The sequence below is a fragment of the Micromonospora sp. NPDC048887 genome, from assembly GCF_040649715.1.
GTDB lineage: Bacteria > Actinomycetota > Actinomycetes > Mycobacteriales > Micromonosporaceae > Micromonospora.
In genome coordinates, this window is sequence record NZ_JBEZGA010000002.1 from 326,417 (window position 1) to 345,113 (window position 18,697).

The 18,697-nt window shown below is 74.0% G+C and carries 20 protein-coding genes; 11 read left to right on the forward strand and 9 right to left on the reverse strand.

What is annotated here, in order from left to right; genetic code table 11:
* Nucleotides 1-1,885 precede the first annotated feature (1,885 nt).
* The 3 genes from AB0C17_RS04690 to AB0C17_RS04700 are packed head-to-tail and all read left to right on the forward strand — an operon-like array spanning nt 1,886 to nt 4,531.
* The gene (locus AB0C17_RS04690; RefSeq protein WP_357380588.1) at nt 1,886-2,737 is read left to right on the forward strand and encodes an ABC-2 family transporter protein; all 852 of its coding nucleotides are present in this window, start codon (nt 1,886-1,888) and stop codon (nt 2,735-2,737) included.
* 10 nt (nt 2,738-2,747) lie between these two features.
* Complete coding sequence (locus AB0C17_RS04695) at nt 2,748-3,548, forward strand: ABC-2 family transporter protein (protein ID WP_357476808.1); 801 nt, start codon at nt 2,748-2,750, stop codon at nt 3,546-3,548.
* The gene (locus AB0C17_RS04700; protein ID WP_357380590.1) at nt 3,545-4,531 is read left to right on the forward strand and encodes an ATP-binding cassette domain-containing protein; all 987 of its coding nucleotides are present in this window, start codon (nt 3,545-3,547) and stop codon (nt 4,529-4,531) included. Before AB0C17_RS04695 ends, AB0C17_RS04700 begins: the two co-directional genes overlap by 4 nt.
* Here the strand turns inward: AB0C17_RS04700 and AB0C17_RS04705 are convergent.
* Entirely contained in the window at nt 4,515-5,075 is a 561-nt protein-coding gene (locus tag AB0C17_RS04705; RefSeq protein WP_357380592.1) for an XRE family transcriptional regulator, read from the reverse strand. The genes AB0C17_RS04700 and AB0C17_RS04705 overlap by 17 nt on opposite strands.
* A 67-nt stretch (nt 5,076-5,142) precedes the next feature.
* Between AB0C17_RS04705 and AB0C17_RS04710 the strand changes: the two genes are divergently transcribed.
* Together AB0C17_RS04710 and AB0C17_RS04715 are read left to right on the forward strand one after the other, a co-directional pair.
* Nucleotides 5,143-6,057, forward strand: a complete 915-nt coding sequence (locus AB0C17_RS04710; protein ID WP_357476629.1) for an AzlC family ABC transporter permease — start codon at nt 5,143-5,145, stop codon at nt 6,055-6,057.
* Nucleotides 6,051-6,359 carry an AzlD domain-containing protein gene (locus AB0C17_RS04715; protein ID WP_357381152.1) on the forward strand — a complete coding sequence of 103 codons (309 nt, stop codon included), beginning with the start codon at nt 6,051-6,053 and terminating at the stop codon, nt 6,357-6,359. Before AB0C17_RS04710 ends, AB0C17_RS04715 begins: the two co-directional genes overlap by 7 nt.
* 53 nt (nt 6,360-6,412) lie before the next feature.
* Here AB0C17_RS04715 and AB0C17_RS04720 read toward each other — a convergent pair whose 3' ends face one another.
* The 3 genes from AB0C17_RS04720 to nadA form a co-directional block, all read right to left on the reverse strand.
* Nucleotides 6,413-7,021, reverse strand: coding sequence for a DUF3043 domain-containing protein (locus AB0C17_RS04720; RefSeq protein WP_357380596.1), 609 nt, complete (start codon nt 7,019-7,021; stop codon nt 6,413-6,415).
* 80 nt (nt 7,022-7,101) lie between these two features.
* Nucleotides 7,102-8,457 (reverse strand): UDP-N-acetylglucosamine 1-carboxyvinyltransferase, encoded by a 1,356-nt coding sequence (gene murA, locus AB0C17_RS04725; protein WP_357380599.1) that lies wholly within the window; start codon nt 8,455-8,457, stop codon nt 7,102-7,104.
* A 214-nt stretch (nt 8,458-8,671) separates the two neighbouring features.
* A complete protein-coding gene (gene nadA / locus AB0C17_RS04730) occupies nt 8,672-9,847 on the reverse strand; it encodes a quinolinate synthase NadA (RefSeq protein WP_357380601.1) in 1,176 nt (391 codons plus the stop codon).
* A gap of 44 nt (nt 9,848-9,891) precedes the next feature.
* Between nadA and AB0C17_RS04735 the strand changes: the two genes are divergently transcribed.
* The 4 genes from AB0C17_RS04735 to AB0C17_RS04750 all read left to right on the forward strand — a co-directional run bounded on the left by AB0C17_RS04735 (nt 9,892) and on the right by AB0C17_RS04750 (nt 13,252).
* Nucleotides 9,892-11,052 (forward strand): glycerate kinase, encoded by a 1,161-nt coding sequence (locus AB0C17_RS04735; protein WP_357476631.1) that lies wholly within the window; start codon nt 9,892-9,894, stop codon nt 11,050-11,052.
* A 139-nt stretch (nt 11,053-11,191) separates the two neighbouring features.
* Complete coding sequence (erpA, locus tag AB0C17_RS04740) at nt 11,192-11,560, forward strand: iron-sulfur cluster insertion protein ErpA (protein ID WP_269704820.1); 369 nt, start codon at nt 11,192-11,194, stop codon at nt 11,558-11,560.
* Between the two features lie 178 nt (nt 11,561-11,738).
* Nucleotides 11,739-12,713 (forward strand): carbohydrate kinase family protein, encoded by a 975-nt coding sequence (locus AB0C17_RS04745; protein ID WP_357380605.1) that lies wholly within the window; start codon nt 11,739-11,741, stop codon nt 12,711-12,713.
* The gene (locus AB0C17_RS04750) at nt 12,710-13,252 is read left to right on the forward strand and encodes an ATP-binding protein (protein ID WP_357380608.1); all 543 of its coding nucleotides are present in this window, start codon (nt 12,710-12,712) and stop codon (nt 13,250-13,252) included. The genes AB0C17_RS04745 and AB0C17_RS04750 overlap by 4 nt, the downstream gene beginning before the upstream one ends.
* Before the next feature lie 65 nt (nt 13,253-13,317).
* Here the strand turns inward: AB0C17_RS04750 and AB0C17_RS04755 are convergent, their stop codons facing one another.
* Nucleotides 13,318-13,536 carry a sulfurtransferase TusA family protein gene (locus AB0C17_RS04755; protein WP_073831489.1) on the reverse strand — a complete coding sequence of 73 codons (219 nt, stop codon included), beginning with the start codon at nt 13,534-13,536 and terminating at the stop codon, nt 13,318-13,320.
* A gap of 55 nt (nt 13,537-13,591) precedes the next feature.
* Nucleotides 13,592-14,743: an aminotransferase class V-fold PLP-dependent enzyme gene (locus tag AB0C17_RS04760; protein WP_357476634.1), complete on the reverse strand. Its 1,152-nt coding sequence runs from the start codon at nt 14,741-14,743 to the stop codon at nt 13,592-13,594.
* Nucleotides 14,744-14,914: 171 nt separating this feature from the next.
* On the opposite strand from AB0C17_RS04760, the gene coxB reads away from it, so the two are divergent.
* Together coxB and AB0C17_RS04770 are read left to right on the forward strand one after the other, a co-directional pair.
* Complete coding sequence (gene coxB, locus AB0C17_RS04765) at nt 14,915-15,886, forward strand: cytochrome c oxidase subunit II (RefSeq protein WP_357380612.1); 972 nt, start codon at nt 14,915-14,917, stop codon at nt 15,884-15,886.
* A gap of 10 nt (nt 15,887-15,896) precedes the next feature.
* On the forward strand, nt 15,897-16,325 hold the full coding sequence (locus AB0C17_RS04770; RefSeq protein ID WP_357380614.1) for a cytochrome c oxidase subunit 4: 429 nt from the start codon (nt 15,897-15,899) through the stop codon (nt 16,323-16,325).
* A 445-nt stretch (nt 16,326-16,770) separates the two neighbouring features.
* Here the strand turns inward: AB0C17_RS04770 and AB0C17_RS04775 are convergent, their stop codons facing one another.
* The 3 genes from AB0C17_RS04775 to AB0C17_RS04785 all read right to left on the reverse strand — a co-directional run bounded on the left by AB0C17_RS04775 (nt 16,771) and on the right by AB0C17_RS04785 (nt 18,652).
* Nucleotides 16,771-16,980, reverse strand: a complete 210-nt coding sequence (locus AB0C17_RS04775; RefSeq protein ID WP_357380616.1) for a hypothetical protein — start codon at nt 16,978-16,980, stop codon at nt 16,771-16,773.
* A 148-nt stretch (nt 16,981-17,128) separates the two neighbouring features.
* Entirely contained in the window at nt 17,129-18,175 is a 1,047-nt protein-coding gene (gene trpD / locus AB0C17_RS04780; protein WP_357380618.1) for an anthranilate phosphoribosyltransferase, read from the reverse strand.
* A 78-nt stretch (nt 18,176-18,253) separates the two neighbouring features.
* Nucleotides 18,254-18,652: a hypothetical protein gene (locus AB0C17_RS04785; protein ID WP_357380620.1), complete on the reverse strand. Its 399-nt coding sequence runs from the start codon at nt 18,650-18,652 to the stop codon at nt 18,254-18,256.
* Nucleotides 18,653-18,697: the final 45 nt, after the last annotated feature.

An 18,697-nucleotide genomic window follows, 5' to 3' on the forward strand; every position in this document is an offset into this window, starting at 1 on the left:
GGCGTACGGTGGTCGGCCGGCGGTGCCGGACCCCGATCGGGTGATCCCGGCCGGTGCCCGTCCGGGCGTGCCGGCCACTGCGGGGCATGGGCCTCGGGACGGGCGGTGAGGTCCGGCTGCGGCCGGCCGGGCTCAGCGCGGGGCGGGGCGGTGGGCGGCCGGGTGGCGGAGGGCCGGGAGCGCGGCTCGTCGCGGGAACCGGCGAGGTCGGGCTGGTCGCCCGGGCCGGCCGGCCGGGTGGCCGGACGGCCGGAACCGCCCTGCTCCGGGTGGCGTACGTCGGCGCGGGCGGCTTCGGACGGCGGTATCGGGTACCGCTGCGCCGCCGGCCGGTCCGTGGTCGGGCGCCGGCGTTCGTCCGGCTGCCGTGGATCCGCCTCCGGGCGGGAACGTGGCCCGACGATCGGCCACTCGCCCTGGTGCGGGCGGGGGCGGTCGGCCGGTTGACGCTGATCGTGCCACCGCTGGTCGGCAGCGGGACGCGAGGCGCCGTAGCGGTCGGGCTCGGTCTGCGCCCGGCCGTTCTCCGGCGCGCGACGCTGGGCCTCGGAGTACGCGGCAGCCTCCCGGCCCGGCGCGCGGCCGTCCACCGGCTCCCGCCGGTCCACCGGCTCATGCCCGTCCGCCGGAGGGCGCCGGTCCGGCTCGCGCCGGCCGTCACGGTGCGGTTCGCGCCAGCCGTCGCGCGCCGGTCCGGCCCATCCCGCCGCGTCCCGCACCGGCGGAGTCACAGTGCCGTCGCGCCGGTCGACGGAGCGCCCGGTGCCGTGGTCACGCCGTCCGTCCGACGGGGATTCCCGGCGGTCGTCCGGGAAGACGCCACGGCGTCCGTCGGACGGAGACTCGCGACGCCCGGTGGGGGAGTGGTCGGGCTGCCGCGCGTCGGGCGCGGCACCCCACCGCTGTCCCGACGCGGCCGGCCGGCCGTCGGCCGGGTGCGGGCGATCGGCCCGGCGCTCGGCGGCGTGCGGGAACTCGTTCGGCTCCGGCATCCAGCCTTGCTGGGACGGCCGGCGCGGCGCGGCGTCGGGGCGCGTCCAGCGTTGGTCGAGACGCTCGGGCGGCACCGGCGGTCCGGGTCGATGCCGGTCCTCCGGCCAGGGCCGCCGTCCGTCCGCGCCGGGTCCGTCCGGGTGCCCACGCCGGTCGTCCGGTGCGAACCCGCCGCGACCCGCCGGGTACGCCCCGCGGGAAGCCGCCGGACCGTTCGACTCGGCCCCGCGCGGGCCCGCCGGACTCGTCGGGTACGTGCCGTACGGATCGGCCGGACTGACGGGGGTGCCGTGCACGCCGGCCGGACTGACGGGGTATGGCCCATGTGCGCCGGCCGGACTGACCGGATCGGCCCGGCGCGGACCGGCCGGGCTGACCGGATGCGTGCCGTGCGGCCCGGCCGGACTGACCGGGTGCGTACCGTGCGGGCCGGCCGGGCTGACGGGATACGAGTCGTGCGGCGCAGCCGGGCTGACCGGGTAGGGGCCGTGTGGACCGGCCGGGCTGACCGGGTACGCGTCACGGGGAGCGGCCGGGCTGACCGGGTCGGCGGCGGGATTGACCGGGCGTACCTCGGCCCGGCCGACCACGGCGCGGGGGCGCGGCGTCAGGTTCTCGATGCCGATGTCACCCGGGTAGCGCTGCCCGGGGAACTGCGGCTGCCATTCGTGGGTGGGCTCGGCGGCCCAGGCCGGTTCGGCCGGCTCGCGCCAGCTGCCCCAGCCGCTCATCGGCAACCCCTCCCGCCGCTCGCGCGGGACGGCCCCGGGGCCGGCTCGCGTCGCTCGCTCACGGCGGTGTCACCTCATTGGAAATTCTCGCGCTGGGGCCCGGACATGCCGGTACAGTCGCCCGGTCCAGCACGTCGTGGCTGCGGAAGGAGGGTAACGGCGTGGGCTCGGTCACCGCCACTGTGGCACCACCCACCGGCGCACACGTTACCCCATGGTTTCGGACATTCGGCGCGATCGCGGCGGCCGGGTTCCGGCGGCACGCGACCTACCGTCAGGCGGCAGTGGCGGGGTTGTGCACGAACACCGTGTTCGGCTTCCTGCGCTGCTACATCTTCCTCGCCGCCACCGGCGCGGCGGGCACCGTGGCCGGCTACGACCGGGCGCAGCTCGCCACGTTCGTCTGGGCCGGTCAGGGACTGCTCGCGGTGATCGCCATCTGGGGCTGGACCGATCTGGCCGACCGGATCCGTACCGGTGAGGTGGCCGCCGACCTGCTGCGGCCGGTGCACCCGGTGACCAGCTACCTCGCCACCGACCTGGGCCGGGCCGGGTTCGCGTCGCTGGTCCGGATGGTGCCGCCGCTGGTGGTCGGCCCGTTCTTCTTCGCCGTGTACGTGCCCCGGCACTGGGCCACGGTGCCGCTGTTCCTGCTCTCCGCGCTGCTCGCGGTGGTGGTCTGCTTCGGTTGCCGCTACCTGGTGAACGCCACCGCGTACTGGCTGCAGGACGTCCGGGGCCCGATGATCCTGTGGACGCTCGGCTCCGGTGTGCTGGCCGGGCTCTACTTCCCGCTCGGCTTCCTGCCGGGCCCGCTGGAGACGGTCCTGCGGTACGCCACGCCGTTCCCCAGCATCCTCCAGGTGCCGCTGGACGTGCTGGTCGAGCGGGAGCCGATGGCCACCGGTCTCACCCTGGTCGCGGTGCAGGCCGGCTGGGCGGTGCTGCTGCTGGCGCTGTGCCGGCTGGTGCAGCGCCGCGCCGAACGCCGTCTGGTGGTCCAGGGTGGCTGACCTGGCTGACCTGGCTGAGCTGAGGGCGTACCGGGCGCTGCTCGGTGCGCAGGCGCGGTCGCAGGCGTCGTACCGCACCTCGTTCGTGGTGGACCTGGTCGGCAACGTGGGCGCCACCGTGTTCGACGTGGTCACCGTCCTGGTGATCTTCGGCGTGACGCGGGAGCTGGGCGGCTTCACGCTGCGCGAGACGCTCGTCGTGGTCGGCCTGTCGTCGTGCGGCTTCGCCACCGCCGATCTGCTGGTCGGCAACATCGAACGGCTTCCCCGGTACGTGCGCACCGGCCTCTTCGACGCCGTGCTGGTACGCCCGCTCGGTGCGCTGCCGCAACTGCTGCTGATGGACCTGCCGCTGCGCAAGCTGTCCCGGGCCGTGTTCGGGCTCGCCGTGCTGCTGTTCGCGCTCGCCTCGGCCGGCATCGACTGGACGCCGGGGCGGGTCGCGCTGGCGGTGGTCGCCCCGCTGGCCGCCGTGGTCTTCTTCGGCTCGGTCTTCGTGCTGACCGCGACCGTGTCGTTCTACTGGGTCGACTCGGGTGAGCTGGCGAACGCTGTCACGTACGGCGGGCGCGACTTCACCTCGTACCCGGTCACCGTGTACGGCGGGTGGTTCCGCGCGCTGTTCGCGTACGGGATGGGGTTCGCCTTCGTCAGCTACCACCCGGCGCTGGCGCTGCTGGGCCGCGCCGACCCGCTCGGCCTGCCGTCCTGGACGGGCTGGGCCGCGCCGGGCGTCGCGGTGGTCGCCGCGGCGCTGGCCGCCCTGGCCTGGCGCGTCGGGGTCCGTCACTACCGGAGTACGGGGTCATGAGCGTCATCGAGATGGACGGTCTGCGCAAGGAGTTCACGGTCCGGGTGAAGGCCGGGCCGCTGCGGCGCGAGAAGCGGACGGTGACCGCCGTCGACGGGGTCGACCTGCGGGTGGAGCGCGGCGAGATGCTCGGCTACATCGGCCCGAACGGCGCCGGGAAGTCGACCACGCTGAAGATGCTCACCGGCGTGCTGACGCCGTCGGCGGGGCGGGCTCGGGTGTGCGGGCTGCGCCCGGTGGCCGACCGGACCCGGCTGGCGCTGCGCATCGGTGTGGTGTTCGGGCAGCGCTCGCAGCTCTGGTGGGACCTGCCGCTGCGGGACTCGTTCGACCTGCTGCGGCACGTCTACCGGGTGCCGGCCGGCGAGCACGCGGCCCGGCTGGCGCGCTGCCGGGAACTGCTCGACCTGGACGGGTTCCTGGACACTCCGGTCCGGCAGCTCTCGCTGGGTCAGCGGATGCGCGGCGAGCTGACCGCGGCGCTGCTGCACGGCCCGGAGGTGCTGTTCCTGGACGAGCCGACGATCGGCCTGGACGTGGTCAGCAAGCAGGCGGTACGCGGCTTCCTGGCCGAGCTGGGCCGGGCCGGGGACACCACGCTCGTGCTCACCACCCACGACCTGGCCGACATCGAGCGGCTGTGCCGGCGGCTCGTGGTGATCGACCACGGGCGGGTGGTGCACGACGGGTCGATCGCCGAGCTGCACCGCCGGTACGGCTCACGCCGGATGGTGGTCGCCGAGCTGGACGCGGCGCTGCCCGAGCCGCCGGTGCTGCCCGGCGCCCCGGTGCAGCGGGTGGAGGCGGACGGGCGGCGGCTGGTCTTCGCGCTGGAGCGGGCGAGCGTCGCCGAGGTGGTGGCCGGGCTGGCCGGCCTGACCACGCTGCGGGACATCTCGATCGTGGAGCCGGACATCGAGGAGGTGGTGACGCGGCTCTACCGGGCGCCGGCCGAGACGTCAGCGGTCACGGGTGCTCCATGACGAGTACGGCGAAGGTGCCGGGGGCCAGCGCCTCGTACCGGTGCGGGATGTCACCGGGGAAGGCGGCGTAGTCGCCGGGTCCCAGCTCGACCGGGTCGGCCTCCGGGCCGACGCGCATCCGGCCGGCGGCGACCACGACGTGCTCGACGCTGCGCGGGGTGTGCGCCTCGGCGATCCGTACCGCGCCGGGTTCCAGCTCCATCACGTAGACGTCGCGGCGGGCGTGCGGCGCTCCGGCGGCGAGCAGGGTGGCCGAGAAGTCGGCGTGCTCGGACCGGATCCGGGGCCCCTGCCCGGCGCGTACCACCCGGACGGCGGCGGTGGGCGGTTCGACCAGGCGGCTGAACGGTACGTCCAGCGCGACGCCGAGCGCCCAGAGCGTCTCCACGCTGGGGTTGCCGGCGCCGGACTCCAACTGGGACAGGGTGGACTTGGCGATCCCGGCGCGGCGGGCCAGCTCGGTCAGCGACAGGCCCGCCCGCTCGCGCTCGCGGCGCAGCGCGGCGGCGATGGTGGCGAGCGGGGGAGCGGGGTCTATCGCCATGTGTTCGCTCCATCGGTCGGTTTGTTCGGTTTGACGAACAAGCGTGTTCCCGTTCAGGATAATGGACATGCGTACGGCATACCGAACGGGCGACGCCCGGGTGCTCCGCGACGTCGCCGCCATCGGCGCGGCGATGCTCGCCGTCGGCGCGTCGTTCGGTGCCATGGCGGTGGCCGCCGGCCTGCCGGTCTGGGCCACGCTGGCCATGTCGGTGCTGGTCTACGCCGGGGGCGCCCAGTTCATGGCCGTCGGGCTCGTCGCGGCCGGCAGCCCGCTCGCGGCCGTCCTCGCCGGCCTGCTCCTGAACGCCCGGCACCTGCCGTTCGGCCTGGCTCTCGGCGGCGCGCTGGGCACCCGGCGGACGCAGCGGCTGCTCGGCAGCCACCTGATGACCGACGAGGCGACGGCGTTCGCGCTGGCCCGTCCGGCCGGGCCGCAGCGGCGCCGGGCGTTCTGGCTCGCCGGGGTGCTGCTGTTCCTCGCCTGGAACGCCGGCACCGCGCTCGGCGTGCTCGCCGGTGGCGCGGCCGGCGACCCGGCCGCCCTGGGACTCGACGCCGCGTTCCCGGCCGGACTGGCCGCCCTGCTGCTGCCCAGCCTGCGCGACCGGGAGACCCGCCGGGTGGCGATTCTCGGCGCCGTACTCGCCGTGCTGGCGACCCCGCTGCTGCCGGCCGGGCTGCCGGTGCTGCTCGCGCTCGCCGCGCTGGCCCTGCCGCTGCTGGCCCGCCGCCGCTCACCCGCCGCGGCGGACGACGCGGATGCCGCACCGCCCGGCGCGAACGCCGCACGGCCCGGCGCGGATGCCGCACGGCCCGGCGCGGATGCCGCACGGCCCGGCGCGGATGCCGCACGACCCGGCGCGGATGCCGCGCTGCTGGACGCGGATGCCGTGCCGTCCGACCGGGACGCCGCCCCGGACGGGACCGCCGGCGAGGCGGCTGACGGCCGGAGCGTGCGGGCGTGGGAGGTCTCGTGCTGATCGCGGTGATCCTCGCGCTGGCCGCCGGCACCTACGGTTTCCGGGTCGCCGGTGTGCTGCTGCGGGACCGGCTGGACCTGCCCGAATGGGCCCGCCACCTGCTGCCGGTCGGCGCCGCGACGCTGCTGGCCGCGCTCGCCGCCACCGCGGCGCTCACCGAGGCCGGCGGCTTCGCCGGCTACGCCCGGCCCGCCGGAGTGCTCGTCGGCCTGCTGCTCGCCTGGCGCCGGGCCCCGTTCGTGCTGGTCGTGGTCGCGGCGGCGGCCACCACCGGGGTGTTGCGCCTGCTCGGGGTGGCCTGACAACGACGACGGCCCCTCCCCGCCGGGGCGGGAAAGGGCCGGTCCGGGGTCGGTCAGACCTTGTCGCCGATGTTCACCCGGGGTGCGGGCGCACGCATCCGGCGGAACGTGATCGACCGCATGATCGCGTAGAAGTAGAGCGAGCCGAGCTTCTCGGTGCTCTTGGGGAAGCGCTCGCGGACCAGCCGCTTGATCTTCCGGGAGATCAGCACCGAGTCGATCAGCACGCCGAGGGCCAGCGCGCCCCAGAGCACGTTCGACAGCAGCCGCACGATCGGCGGCATGGCCTGGTTGGAGCCGAACAGCACGATCAGCGCGCCGCCGAAGAACCATGTGCCGATCGTGCGCCGGGAGTCGACCACGTTGCGGGCCAGCAGCCGCTCCGGGCCCCTGTCACGCGGGCCGCCCTCGCGGCGGAACTCGGCCGCCGCCTCGGCGCGGGCGGCGCGACGCTGCGCGCGGGCCTCCTCCTTGGTCAGCGGCTTGGCCGGCGCGGTCGGCCGGCGGCCGGCGACCGGACGCTTCGGCGTGACCTGCCCGAGCTCCTTCTTGCTGGGCGTGTAGCCCCGGGGGCGGGCGGCGGCGGACTCCTCGTCGGCCGTCACAGTGGTGACGGAATCCTCGACGAGGTCGGCGGACTTGCGGCGAAACAGCGACGGCACGCGGCAAGGGTAGCCAACCGGCCGCGCCAGGTGCACATCACGGGTGCACCGGACGCGGCCGGGTCGGGCGGGCGGGACGGTCAGGGACGCTCGACGTGCGCGCCGAGGTCGGCCAGTTTGGCCTCGAAGTCCTCGTAGCCCCGGTTGATCAGGTCCACGCCGTACACCCGGGAGGTGCCCTCGGCGGCCAGCGCCGCGATCAGGTGGCTGAAACCGGCCCGCAGGTCCGGGATGACCAGGTCGGCCGCGTGCAGCTTGCTCGGCCCGGCGATCACCGCGGAGTGCTTGAAGTTGCGCCGGCCGAAGCGGCACGGGGTGCCGCCGAGGCAGTCCCGGTAGACCTGGATGTTGGCGCCCATCGTGTTCAGCGCCTCGGTGTAGCCGAGCCGCTGTTCGTAGACCGTCTCGTGGACGATCGACAGGCCACGGGCCTGGGTGAGCGCGACCACCAGCGGCTGCTGCCAGTCGGTCATGAAACCCGGGTGCACGTCGGTCTCCAGCGCCACCGCGTTCAGCTCGCCGCCCGGGTGCCAGAACCGGATGCCGCCCTCCTGGCCGGGGCTGCCGCCGCGCGGCGGGCGCAGGTCGGTGACCTCGTACTCGCCGCCGACCGACCGGAAGATGTTCAGGAAGGTCATCATGTCGGCCTGCTGGGCGCCCAGCACCTCGACGTGGCCGCGGGTGGCCAGCGCCGCCGCCGCCCAGCTCGCCGCCTCGATCCGGTCCGGGATCGGCCGGTGGGTGTAGCCGTGCAGCTTCTTGACGCCCTGGATCTCGATCACCCGGTCGGTGTGCACCTTGATGATCGCGCCCATCTTCTGCAGCACGCAGATGAGGTCGACGATCTCCGGCTCGACCGCCGCGTTGCGCAGCTCGGTGACGCCCTCGGCCATCACCGCGGTGAGCAGCACCTGCTCGGTGGCGCCCACGCTCGGGTACGGCAGCGAGAACTTCGTGCCGTGCAGCCCGTTGGGCGCGGACAGGTGCAGTCCCTCCGGCGTCTTCTCGACGGTGGCGCCGAACTCACGCAGCGCCTGGAGGTGGAAGTCGATCGGGCGCGGGCCGATGTGGCAGCCGCCCAGGTCGGGGATGAAGGCGTGGCCGAGCCGGTGCAGCAGCGGGCCGCAGAACAGGATCGGGATCCGGCTGGACCCGGCGTGCACGTTGATCTGGTCGGTGCTGGCGCTCTCGACGTTCGAGGGGTCGAAGACGAGCTCGCCCTCCTCGTCGCCGTCGCTGACCTTGACGCCGTGCAGGCCGAGCAGGCCGCGGACGACCTCGACGTCACGGATGCGTGGCACGTCGAACAGCCGGCTGGGTGTGTCGCCCAGCAGGGCGGCCACCATCGCCTTGGACACCAGGTTCTTCGCGCCGCGCACGCGGATCCGCCCTTCGAGCGGAGTACCTCCGTGTACGACCAGGACGTCGTCGGTCAACGCAACCTCCAGCGCGTTGGGTGCTGCCGTGTCTAGTGATGGGTGCACGAAGTTCATCGCTACCCGGAACGCGGTCATGGGAAAACGGGCCGCGTGTGTCGTCGCCCCGGCAGCATAGCCCTCCGTGACGGAAATGGAATCGGTCACATCGCCAGCGAGGGCACGAACCGGGGTGTCAGGTGCGTTTCCGTGCCAGCTGCGTCACCGACGGTGATCAAGCTCCCGGGAGCGCGAGCATCTGGTCCAGCGCCGACCGGGCGTGTCGAGCGGTCGCCGGATCGACGGTGATCTGGTTCACCACCCGACCGGCGACCAGCTCCTCCAGTGCCCAGACCAGATGCGGCAGGTCGATGCGGTTCATCGTCGAGCAGTAGCAGACCGCCCGGTCGAGGAACATGATCTGCTTGTCCGGGTGGGCCAGCGCGAGCCGGCGGACCAGATTCAGTTCGGTGCCCACCGCCCACGCCGAGCCGGCCGGGGCCGCCTCGATGGTCCGGATGATGAACTCGGTCGAGCCGACCAGGTCGGCGGCGTTCACCACCTCGTGGCGGCACTCCGGGTGCACCAGCACGTTCACGCCCGGCACCCGCTCGCGCACGTCGTTGACGCTGTCGAGCGTGAACCGTCCGTGCACCGAGCAGTGGCCGCGCCACAGGATCATCTTCGCGTCGCGCAGCTGCTCCGGGGTCAGCCCGCCGTTCGGCTTGTGCGGGTCGTAGAGCACGCAGTCGTCGAGCGAGAAGCCCATCTCCAGCACCGCGGTGTTGCGACCCAGGTGCTGGTCGGGCAGGAACAGCACCTTGCGGCCCTGCTCGAAGGCCCAGTCCAGGGCCCGCTTGGCGTTCGACGAGGTGCAGACCACGCCGCCGTTGCGGCCGACGAAGCCCTTGATGTCGGCCGAGGAGTTCATGTACGTCACCGGGACGGTGTCCGCCGCGATGCCCAGATCGGTGAGCGTGTCCCACGCGGCCTCGACCTGCGACAGCACCGCCATGTCGGCCATCGAGCAGCCGGCCGCGAGGTCGGGCAGGATCACCTTCTGCGCGTCCGAGGTGAGGATGTCCGCGCTCTCGGCCATGAAGTGCACGCCGCAGAAGACGATGTACTCCGCGTCCGGGCGGGCCGCCGCCTCCCGGGCCAGCTTGAACGAGTCGCCTGTCACGTCGGCGAACTGGATCACCTCGTCGCGCTGGTAGTGGTGGCCCAGGACGAACACCTTGGTGCCGAGCGCGGCCTTCGCGGCGGCGGCGCGGGCCACCAGGCCGGGGTCGCTCGGAGCGGGGAGATCACCCGGACACTCCACGCCACGCTCGGTGGCGGGGTCGCTGCCGCGGCCGAGGAGCAGCAGCGCCGTGGCGGTGTTGGACGGCTCAACCCAGGTCGAAGTCACGCCCCCCATGGTCGCACAGCGCGCCCGCGCCGCAGCCGCGTCGGATGTGGCCTGCCACACTGCTGCGCATGCGCGTGCTGCTCTGCCCGGACAAGTTCGCCGGCACGCTGCCGGCCCCCGACGTGGCCGCCGCGGTGGCCGAGGGCTGGCGGGACGTCGCCCCCGGCGACGAACTGCTGGTCCGGCCGCTGGCCGACGGAGGGCCGGGGTTCGTCGACGTGCTCGCCGGGGCACTCGGCGGACGCCGGCTGCCGGTGCCCACCGTCGACCCGCTGGGCCGCCCGGCCGCCGGTGAGATCCTGCTCACCGACGACGGCACGGCGTACCTGGAGAGCGCGCAGGCGTGCGGACTGCACCTGCTCGCCGCCGCCGAACGTGACCCGAAGGCCACCACCTCCTACGGGCTGGGGCTGCTCGTCGCCGCCGCGGTCGAGGCGGGCGCGCGGACTGTGGTGGTGGGGCTGGGCGGCTCGGCCACCAACGACGGCGGCGCGGGGATGCTCGTACCGCTGGGTGTCACGCCGCTGGACGGCGCGGGCCGGGCCCTGCCGTACGGCGGCGCGGCGCTGGCCGAGGTGGCCGCGCTCGACGGCGAGCCCCGGCTGCGCGGCGTGACGCTCGTCGCCGCCACCGACGTGGACAACCCGCTGCTCGGGCTGCACGGCGCGAGCAGCGTCTTCGGCCCGCAGAAGGGTGCCGACCGGGCCGACGTGCTGCTGCTGGACGCCGCGCTGACCCGCTGGGCGCAGGTGCTCACCGAGCGGCTGCCGGGCTGCCCGTCCGGGCTGGGCGCGTTGCCGTCCGGCGGTGCGGCCGGCGGTCTCGGCGCGGCGGTCCTGGCGCTGGGCGGCCGGTGCGAGTCCGGCATCGGGCTGGTCACCCGCGCGGTGAGGCTGGACGCCGCGCTCGACGCCGCCGACCTGGTGATCACCGGCGAGGGCTCGTTCGACCACCAGTCGCTGCGCGGCAAGGTGGTGGCCGGCGTGGCCGGGGCCGCCCGGGACCGGGGCGTGCCCTGCGTGGTGCTGGCGGGACGGGTGAGCACCGGGCGGCGGGAGGCCGCCGCGGCCGGGGTGACCGAGGCACACAGCCTGGTCGAGCACTTCGGCGGCGAGGAGCACGGGGGAGTGGACGCGGCGATGACCCGCCCGGCCGAGGGGCTGCGCGCGCTCGGCGCCCGGCTGGCCCGGCAATGGAGCCGCTGACCGGTTCCGCTGCTCACGCCGCCGGGTGGTGGCGCCGGAGGCGGCGTACGATCGAAAGACGGACCACACCGGGAATCACTGGCGGACGTGCGGCGTTGGCCAGGACGTCCGGACCTATACCGCGCAGGGAGACTTCCACGTGACCACGCCAGCGCAGACCGAGTCGACCGAGGCCAAGGCCCCCAGCACCGTCGTCCTCACCGACGTCGCGGCGCAGAAGGTCAAGGCCCTGATCGAGCAGGAGGGCCGCGACGACCTGCGGCTCCGGGTCGCGGTGCAGCCGGGTGGCTGCTCCGGCCTGCGGTACCAGCTGTTCTTCGACGAGCGCTCGCTCGACGGTGACGTCGTCACCGACTACGACGGTGTCGAGGTCGTCGTCGACCGGATGAGCGCCCCCTACCTGACCGGCGCCACCATCGACTTCGCCGACCGGATCGACGCCCAGGGCTTCACCATCGACAACCCGAACGCGGGCAACTCCTGCGCCTGCGGCGACTCCTTCAGCTGAGTCGACTGACCGACCGCAGCGGCGGGCCGCCCCCGAACGGGGCGGCCCGCCGCTGCGTCGTACCTCCCGCGCGCGACTTCGGATGTGCGCTGATCGACCGGTTGGCGACCGACGGCCGTCCGCACGGCCCGGGGGCCGGTAGGCTGACCGCGCCGTGCTCCCGACCCCGAGGGCTGACATGAAGATCGCCGTGACCGGCTCGATCGCGACCGACCACCTGATGAGCTTCCCCGGCCGGTTCGCCGACCAGCTCATCGCCGACCAGCTCGACAAGGTCTCGCTGTCCTTCCTCGTCGACGAGCTGGTGCTCCGGCGCGGCGGCACCGCGGCGAACATCGCCTTCGGCATGGCCCAGCTCGGGCTGCGCCCGGTGCTGCTCGGCGCGGTCGGCGCCGACTTCGCCGACTACCGCTCCTGGCTGGAGCGCCACGGCGTCGACTGTGACTCGGTGCACGTCAGCGAGGTCGCGCACACGGCACGCTTCGTCTGCACCACCGACACCGACATGTGCCAGATCGCCTCCTTCTACGCCGGGGCGATGAGCGAGGCCCGCAACATCGAGCTCGCTCCGGTGGCGCAGCGCCTCGGCGGCCTGGACCTGGTGCTGGTCAGCGCCAACGACCCGGCCGCGATGATCCGGCACTCGGGCGAGTGCCGGGACCGCGGCTACTCCTTCGTCGCCGACCCGTCGCAGCAGCTCGCCCGGATGGACGGCGCGGACGTGCTCGGCCTGGTCGAGGGCGCCGACTACCTGATGACGAACGAGTACGAGAAATCGCTGCTGCAGAGCAAGGCCGGCCTGACCGACGAGCAGCTGCTCGACCGGGTCAAGGTGCGGGTCACCACGCTCGGCAAGCAGGGCGTGGAGATCGCCGGCCGGGAGATCGGCTCGTTCCGGGTGCCGATCGCGCGGGAGATCCAGGCGGTCGACCCGACAGGTGTCGGCGACGGTTTCCGGGCCGGCTTCTTCGCCGCGCTCGACTGGGGCGTCGGCCTGGAGCGGGCGGCCCAGGTCGGCTGCCTGCTCGCCGCGCTCGTGCTGGAGAACTTCGGCGGTCAGGAGTACGAGGTCCGCCGGGACCTGTTCGTGAAGCGACTCGCCGAGTCGTACGGGGACGCGGCCGCCGAGGACGTCCGGCCGCACCTGCTGTGACCGGCCCGGCCGGCGGGCTGGACCCGAACGCGGCCCGCCCCGGCTCCGGCCAGCCGGTGCTCGTCGCGTTCGCCGGGCTGCCGGGTGTGGGAAAGAGCACCCTGGCCGCCCGGGTCGGCGCCGCGCTGCGCGCCCCGGTCCTGCCGGTCGACCCGGTCGAGCGCGCCCTGCACCGCTACGGGCTCACCGGTGACGTGCCCGGGATGGCCGCCTACGGCGCTGTCGCCGGGCTGGCCGAGGTGCAGCTCGGCCTGGGGTTCAGCGTTGTCGTCGACGCGGTGAACCCGGTCGCCAGTGCCCGGGGCCTCTGGCACGACGTGGCCGAACGGGCCGGGGTGCCGCTGCGGGTGATCGAGGTGCACTGCGGCGACGAGGCGGAGCACCGCCGCCGGGTCGAGGCGCGCCCGTCCGAGGACGGCACCTGGGAGCTGACGTTGCGCCGCCGGGCCGAGTACGAGCCGCTGATCGGCCCGCGTCTGGTGGTCGACACCGCGGTGGAGGCCGACCCCCTGCCCGGCATCCTCGCCTACCTGCGCTGACTGCCGGCGGCGTGCGTTAACAAGGGGCCCTTCCTCTACCGGAGGCGTTAAGAAGGGGCCCTTCCTTACACGCGGACGTCGTAGGCGGGCCCCTCGTGCGCCGCCAGGAACTCGTGGCCGCGCATCCGGCACCACGCCGGGATGTCGACGGCCGCCGCCGGGTCGTCGGCCAGCACCCGCACCACCGCGCCGGCCGGCAGGCCGGGCACCAGCCGGGCGAGATTGATCACCGGCAGCGGGCAGCGCTGCCCCCGGCAGTCCAGCACCTCGTCCGGCTCGCTCACAGTGCCATCTCCGTTCCCGACTGCGGGGCTCGCAGGAGCGGCTCACTCCTCGCGCTCACAGGTCCGTCACCCCGGCCTCCGCCCGCAGGTCCGCCACGATCCCGGGCAGCTCGGCCAGGAACCGGTCCACGTCCGCCTCGGTGGTCTCCCGGTGCAGCGACACCCGTACGTTGCCGTGCGACAGCACCCCCATCGCCTCCAGCACGTGTGACGGGCGCAGCGTCGAGGACGTGCAGGACGACCCGGAGGACACCGCGAACCCGCGCCGGTCCAGCGCGTGCAGCAGCGCCTCGCCGTCGACGTACAGGCAGGAGAACGTCACCAGGTGCGGCAGCCGCTCCACCGGGTCGCCGACCACCTCCACGTCCGGCACCTCGGCCGCCACCCGCGCCCGGATCCGGTCCACCAGCGGGCCCAGCCGGGCCGCCTCGGCCGCCGCGTCGGCCGCCGCCGCGCGCAGGCTCGCCGCCGCCGCGACCACCGCCGGCAGGTTCACCACCCCGGGGGTACGCCCCGACTCCCGCTCGTCGTCCGGGTACGGCGACTCCCAGCGGGTGCCCTTGCGCACCACGAGCAGCCCCACACCGGGCGGCCCGCCCCATTTGTGCGCGCTGGCGGTCAGCACCGACCAGCCCGCCGGCAGCGGCACCCGGCCGGCCAGCTGTGCCGCGTCCACGTACAGCGGCACGCCCGCATCCGCGCACAGCTCTGCCGCGGCGGGCACCGGCTGCACAGTGCCCACCTCGTGACTGGCCCCGATCAGCGCCGCGAGGGCCACTCCGGGCTCGGCCACCGCCGCCGCCCAGGCGTCCAGGTCCAGCCGGCCAGAGCGGTCCACGGGTACGGACACCGCCGCGCCGCCACCTGCGGTGTGCCGCTGCGCGGCGTGCAGCACCGCCGAGTGCTCGATCGCAGAGTGCACCAGGGTCGCGCCGGCCCGCCGCCGCCCGGCCAGGCCACCGAGCACCGCGGCGTGTGCTGCCGCCGTACCGCTGGGGGTGAAGGACAGCTCGTCGGCGCGGACGCCGAGCGTCTGCGCGGCGGCCTCCCGGGCGGCGTCGAGGAGCTGGCGGGCGCGGCGGGCCGCCGAGTAGAGCCGGGCCGGGTCGGCCCAGCCGTCGTCCAGGGCGGCCAGCATCGCCTGCCGCGCGACCGGATGCAGCGGGGCCGCGGTGGCGGCGTCAAGGTAGACCGGGGAGGCGCTCATGAGGTTCCACGCTATCGCCCGGTTACGCCCAAGATCCCCCCGAAGGGGGTGGACAGCGACCCCAAGACGGCCTGGCCGGTCATGGTCGAGTAATCTGCGACCGTCGGTGACGCCTTTGCCGTCGGTGTCAGGGAGAACAACCGCCGCGGCGCGCTAGGGAGGCAGGACCAGGTGGTCGCAAGGAGTTCGGAGGTACGGCGCTCGGCCGTACGGGACAGCGCTTCCCCGGGGGCCGGTGTGCGCCGGCGGCGTGGTGCTGGTCGAATCGCCGGGCTCGGTCTCGGCGCGGCGGTGCTGCTGGTCTCGCTCACCGGCTGTGACGTCGGCAAGGCGTTCGGCGGGTTCGGCTGGCCGCAGGGCGGCATCACGCCCGAGTCGCAGCGCATGTACGACCTGTGGATCGCGTCCTGCATCGCGGCGCTCGCCGTCGGCGTGTTCGTGTGGGGCCTGATCTTCTGGTGCGTGGTCCGCTACCGCAAGCGCGGCAACGAGCTGCCGGTGCAGACCCGCTACAACCTGCCGATGGAGTTCCTCTACACCATCGCGCCGATCCTCGTGGTCTCCGTGCTCTTCTACTACACGGCGGTCGTGCAGACCGACGTGAACAAGCAGTCGAGGAACCCGGACGTCACCGTCGAGGTCGTCGCGTTCAAGTGGAACTGGCAGTTCAACTACCGCGACGGCCAGGGCCCGGAGGCCAACACCGTCGCCTCGGTGCTCGGCACCAGCGAGGTCATCCCGATCCTGGTGCTGCCCAGCGGGCGCTCGATCCGCTTCGAGGAGACCAGCCGCGACGTCATCCACTCGTTCTGGGTGCCGGAGCTGCTGTTCAAGCGGGACGTCATGCCGGGCAACGTGCGCAACACGTTCGAGGTGTCCAGCATCGACCAGGAAGGCGCGTTCGTCGGCCGCTGCGCCGAGCTGTGCGGCAGCTACCACGCCTTCATGAACTTCGAGCTGCGGGTCGTCTCGCCGGAGAAGTACGACCAGTTCCTGGCGGCCAAGAAGGCCGGCAAGTCGACCCAGGAGGCGCTCGGCGAGATCGGTGAGGAAGAGTACGCCACCGAGACGAAGCCGTTCGACACCCGGCGCGACGTGAACAACTTCAACCCGTCCGACGCGTCGGCCGGCGCGGGAAGCTGAGGGGTTCGGCATGAAGACCGAGTGGAAGATCTTCCTGACCATCGCCACGTTCCTCCTCGGCGCGACGATCCTCTACGGCGCCTGGACGTACGGCGACAGCGGCGGCCACATCGAGTGGATCGGCACTGTGGCGCTGCTCCTGTCCTTCCTGCTCTGCGCGATGTGCGGCGGCTTCTTCTGGTTCGTCTCCCGCCGTATCGACCTGCGCCCCGAGGACCGGCCGGACGGCGAGATCGCCGACGGCGCCGGCGAGGTCGGCTTCTTCAGCCCCGGTAGCTACTGGCCGTTCGGCCTGGCGCTGGCCGCCGCGATCGCCGGCCTGGGCCTGGTGTTCTGGCAGTTCTGGCTGCTGGGACTGGGCCTGGTGGCGGTCGTCTTCGCCAGCTGCGGGCTCCTGTTCGAGTACTACTCGGGCACCCGCCGTACCGCCGAGCACTGACCCGAGCACCACCGCAGGCCCGCCACCCCACCGGGGCGGCGGGCCTGCCGCTTTCCCTTCGCCGCGCGGCTCGTCCGATGGGCGGAACCGCAGTCCGCTCCCAACGCCGGGTGCCGTGACGGCCCACCGCCGGCACTCCCGCCCAAGGCCCCACACCCCCCTGCGCCCCCCGGCGAGCGTCGGTCACCGTGCGCTCCCGCGCCGCCCGTCCCCGTTGACCAAGGATTTTGCGGCACTTTCACGCGCCGCCGGTGACACAAACCCCTTGATCACCGCTTCGGAGGGGGTGCCCGCCCGCCACCTGCCGGCCAGTAAGCGGTGATCAAGGAGTTTGTGTCCGCTTGGACGACCGTGGGTGACACAAACTCCTTGATCACGAGCGGCGGACGGTGGGGCTGTCGGGCGTGGCGGGGAGGGGAGGGGAAGGGGTGGGGGCGAGTGGAGGTCAGGCGGCCTTGGGGTGGGACGGCCGGCGAGGGGCGCGGCGGCTCGACAAGCGGGTCGGACGGAACGTGAAGGTGGCGATCACCACTGCCGCGCCGCAACCGGTGCAGATCAGCTCCGGGCAGTCGGCGCCGTGCCCGTCGCCGCACGGCGGCGCCTCGAACAGCACGACGCCCTCGCAGGTGTCACAGTGCAGCTCGCGGTCAGACACGGGTGGCTCCTCTCGCTCCGGGCACCGGTCGGGGCGGGGAGCCGCCGGCCGGTGGACCAAAGGCTCGGCTGGATCGCAGGTCCAAAACGGAAAATAACTCCCGTGTAGTTTGGCACGCGGGTATGACAACACCCGCGTCAGGCCGCCGTCAGGCGGCGCGCGCCACCTCGAGCCAGCGCTCCAGCGCTGCCGCTGCGGCGCCCGAGTCGACCGCCTCGGCGGCGCGGTCCAGGTTGGCCCGCAGCGCCTCGTGCAGATCGCCGTCGAGCGGGCCCTGGGTCGCCAGCGCCACAGCCGCGTTGACCAGCACCGCGTCCCGTACCGGGCCGGTCTCACCCGCCAGCAGCCGGCGTACCACGTCGGCGTTGTAGACCGCGTCGCCGCCGCGCAGGTCGGCCAGGGTGGCCCGGGGCACTCCGAGCTCCGCGGCGTCCAGCAGGGCCTCCGTGACGGTGCCCTGCTGGGCCACCCAGACCCGGGTGGGGGCGCCGGTGCTGAACTCGTCCAGGCCGTCCTCGCCGCGTACCACGATCGCGGAGTCGCCACGGGCCGCGAAGACGGCGGCCATCACCGGGGCCATCCGCTTGTCGAAGCAGCCCACGGCACCCGCGCGGGGCCGCGCCGGGTTGGTCAGCGGGCCGAGGAAGTTGAACGCGGTGGGTACGCCGATCTCGCGGCGGACCGGGCCGGTGTGGCGCATGCCGGGGTGGAAGCGGGCGGCGAAGCAGAAACCGATGCCGGCCTCGGTGACGCAGCGGGCCACCTGCTCGGGCGCCAGATCAAGGGGTACGCCGAGTTGCTCCAGCACGTCGGCGGTGCCGCAGGAGGAAGAGGCGGCCCGGTTGCCGTGCTTGACCACGCGCACCCCGGCCCCGGCGACCACGAGCGCCGCCATGGTGGAGATGTTCACCGTGTGCGCGAGGTCGCCGCCGGTGCCGACCACGTCCAGCGCGCTCGCGCGCACGTCCTCGGGCAGGTGCACCGGCACCGCGCGGGTCAGCATGGTCTCGACCAGGCCGCCCAGCTCGGCGGGCGTCTCGCCCTTGGTGCGCAGCGCCACGGCGAACCCGGCGATCTGCGCCGGGGTGGCCGAGCCGGCCATGATCTCGCCCATCGCCCACGCCGTGTCGGCGGTGGAGAGCTCCTCGCCGCGCAGCAGCGCGTTGAGCAGAAGCGGCCAGGTCCGTTCGCCCATGACGGGCCTCCCGAGCGGCGTGAGGAAAGCGGTTGGGGCACGCCACGGCCGCGTCGCCGTGGCGCGCGAAGGCCGGGGTCAGGCCGCGGCGTGGGTGCGGCGCAGCAGCTCCGCCACGGTGCTGCCGGCGACCACCGGGTCCAGCGGGTGGGTGAGGGTGGCGTCGACCTCGGCGTACGCGGCCAGCCAGCGGTCGGCGGCGCGGGCCAGCACCACGCAGGTCGGCGGCGCGTCGTCCCGGTCGTCCTTGATCTGGCGGGCGATGCCGATGCCGCCGCCCGGGCTCGCCTCACCGTCGAGCAGGAGCAGGTCGATCTCGTAGTCGTCGACCAGCCGGATGCACGCGTTGTAGTCGTCGGCCTCGACGAACTCGATCTCGATTCCCGGTGCCGGCCGGGTGCCAACGGCGAGTCGCATCCGGTCGCGGACCTTCGGGTCGTCGCTGTAGAGCAGGACGGTGCAAAGACGATCGCTCATCGTGACGTGGCTCCCACCTCGTAGCTGCCCGCTGATCGTAGCCGT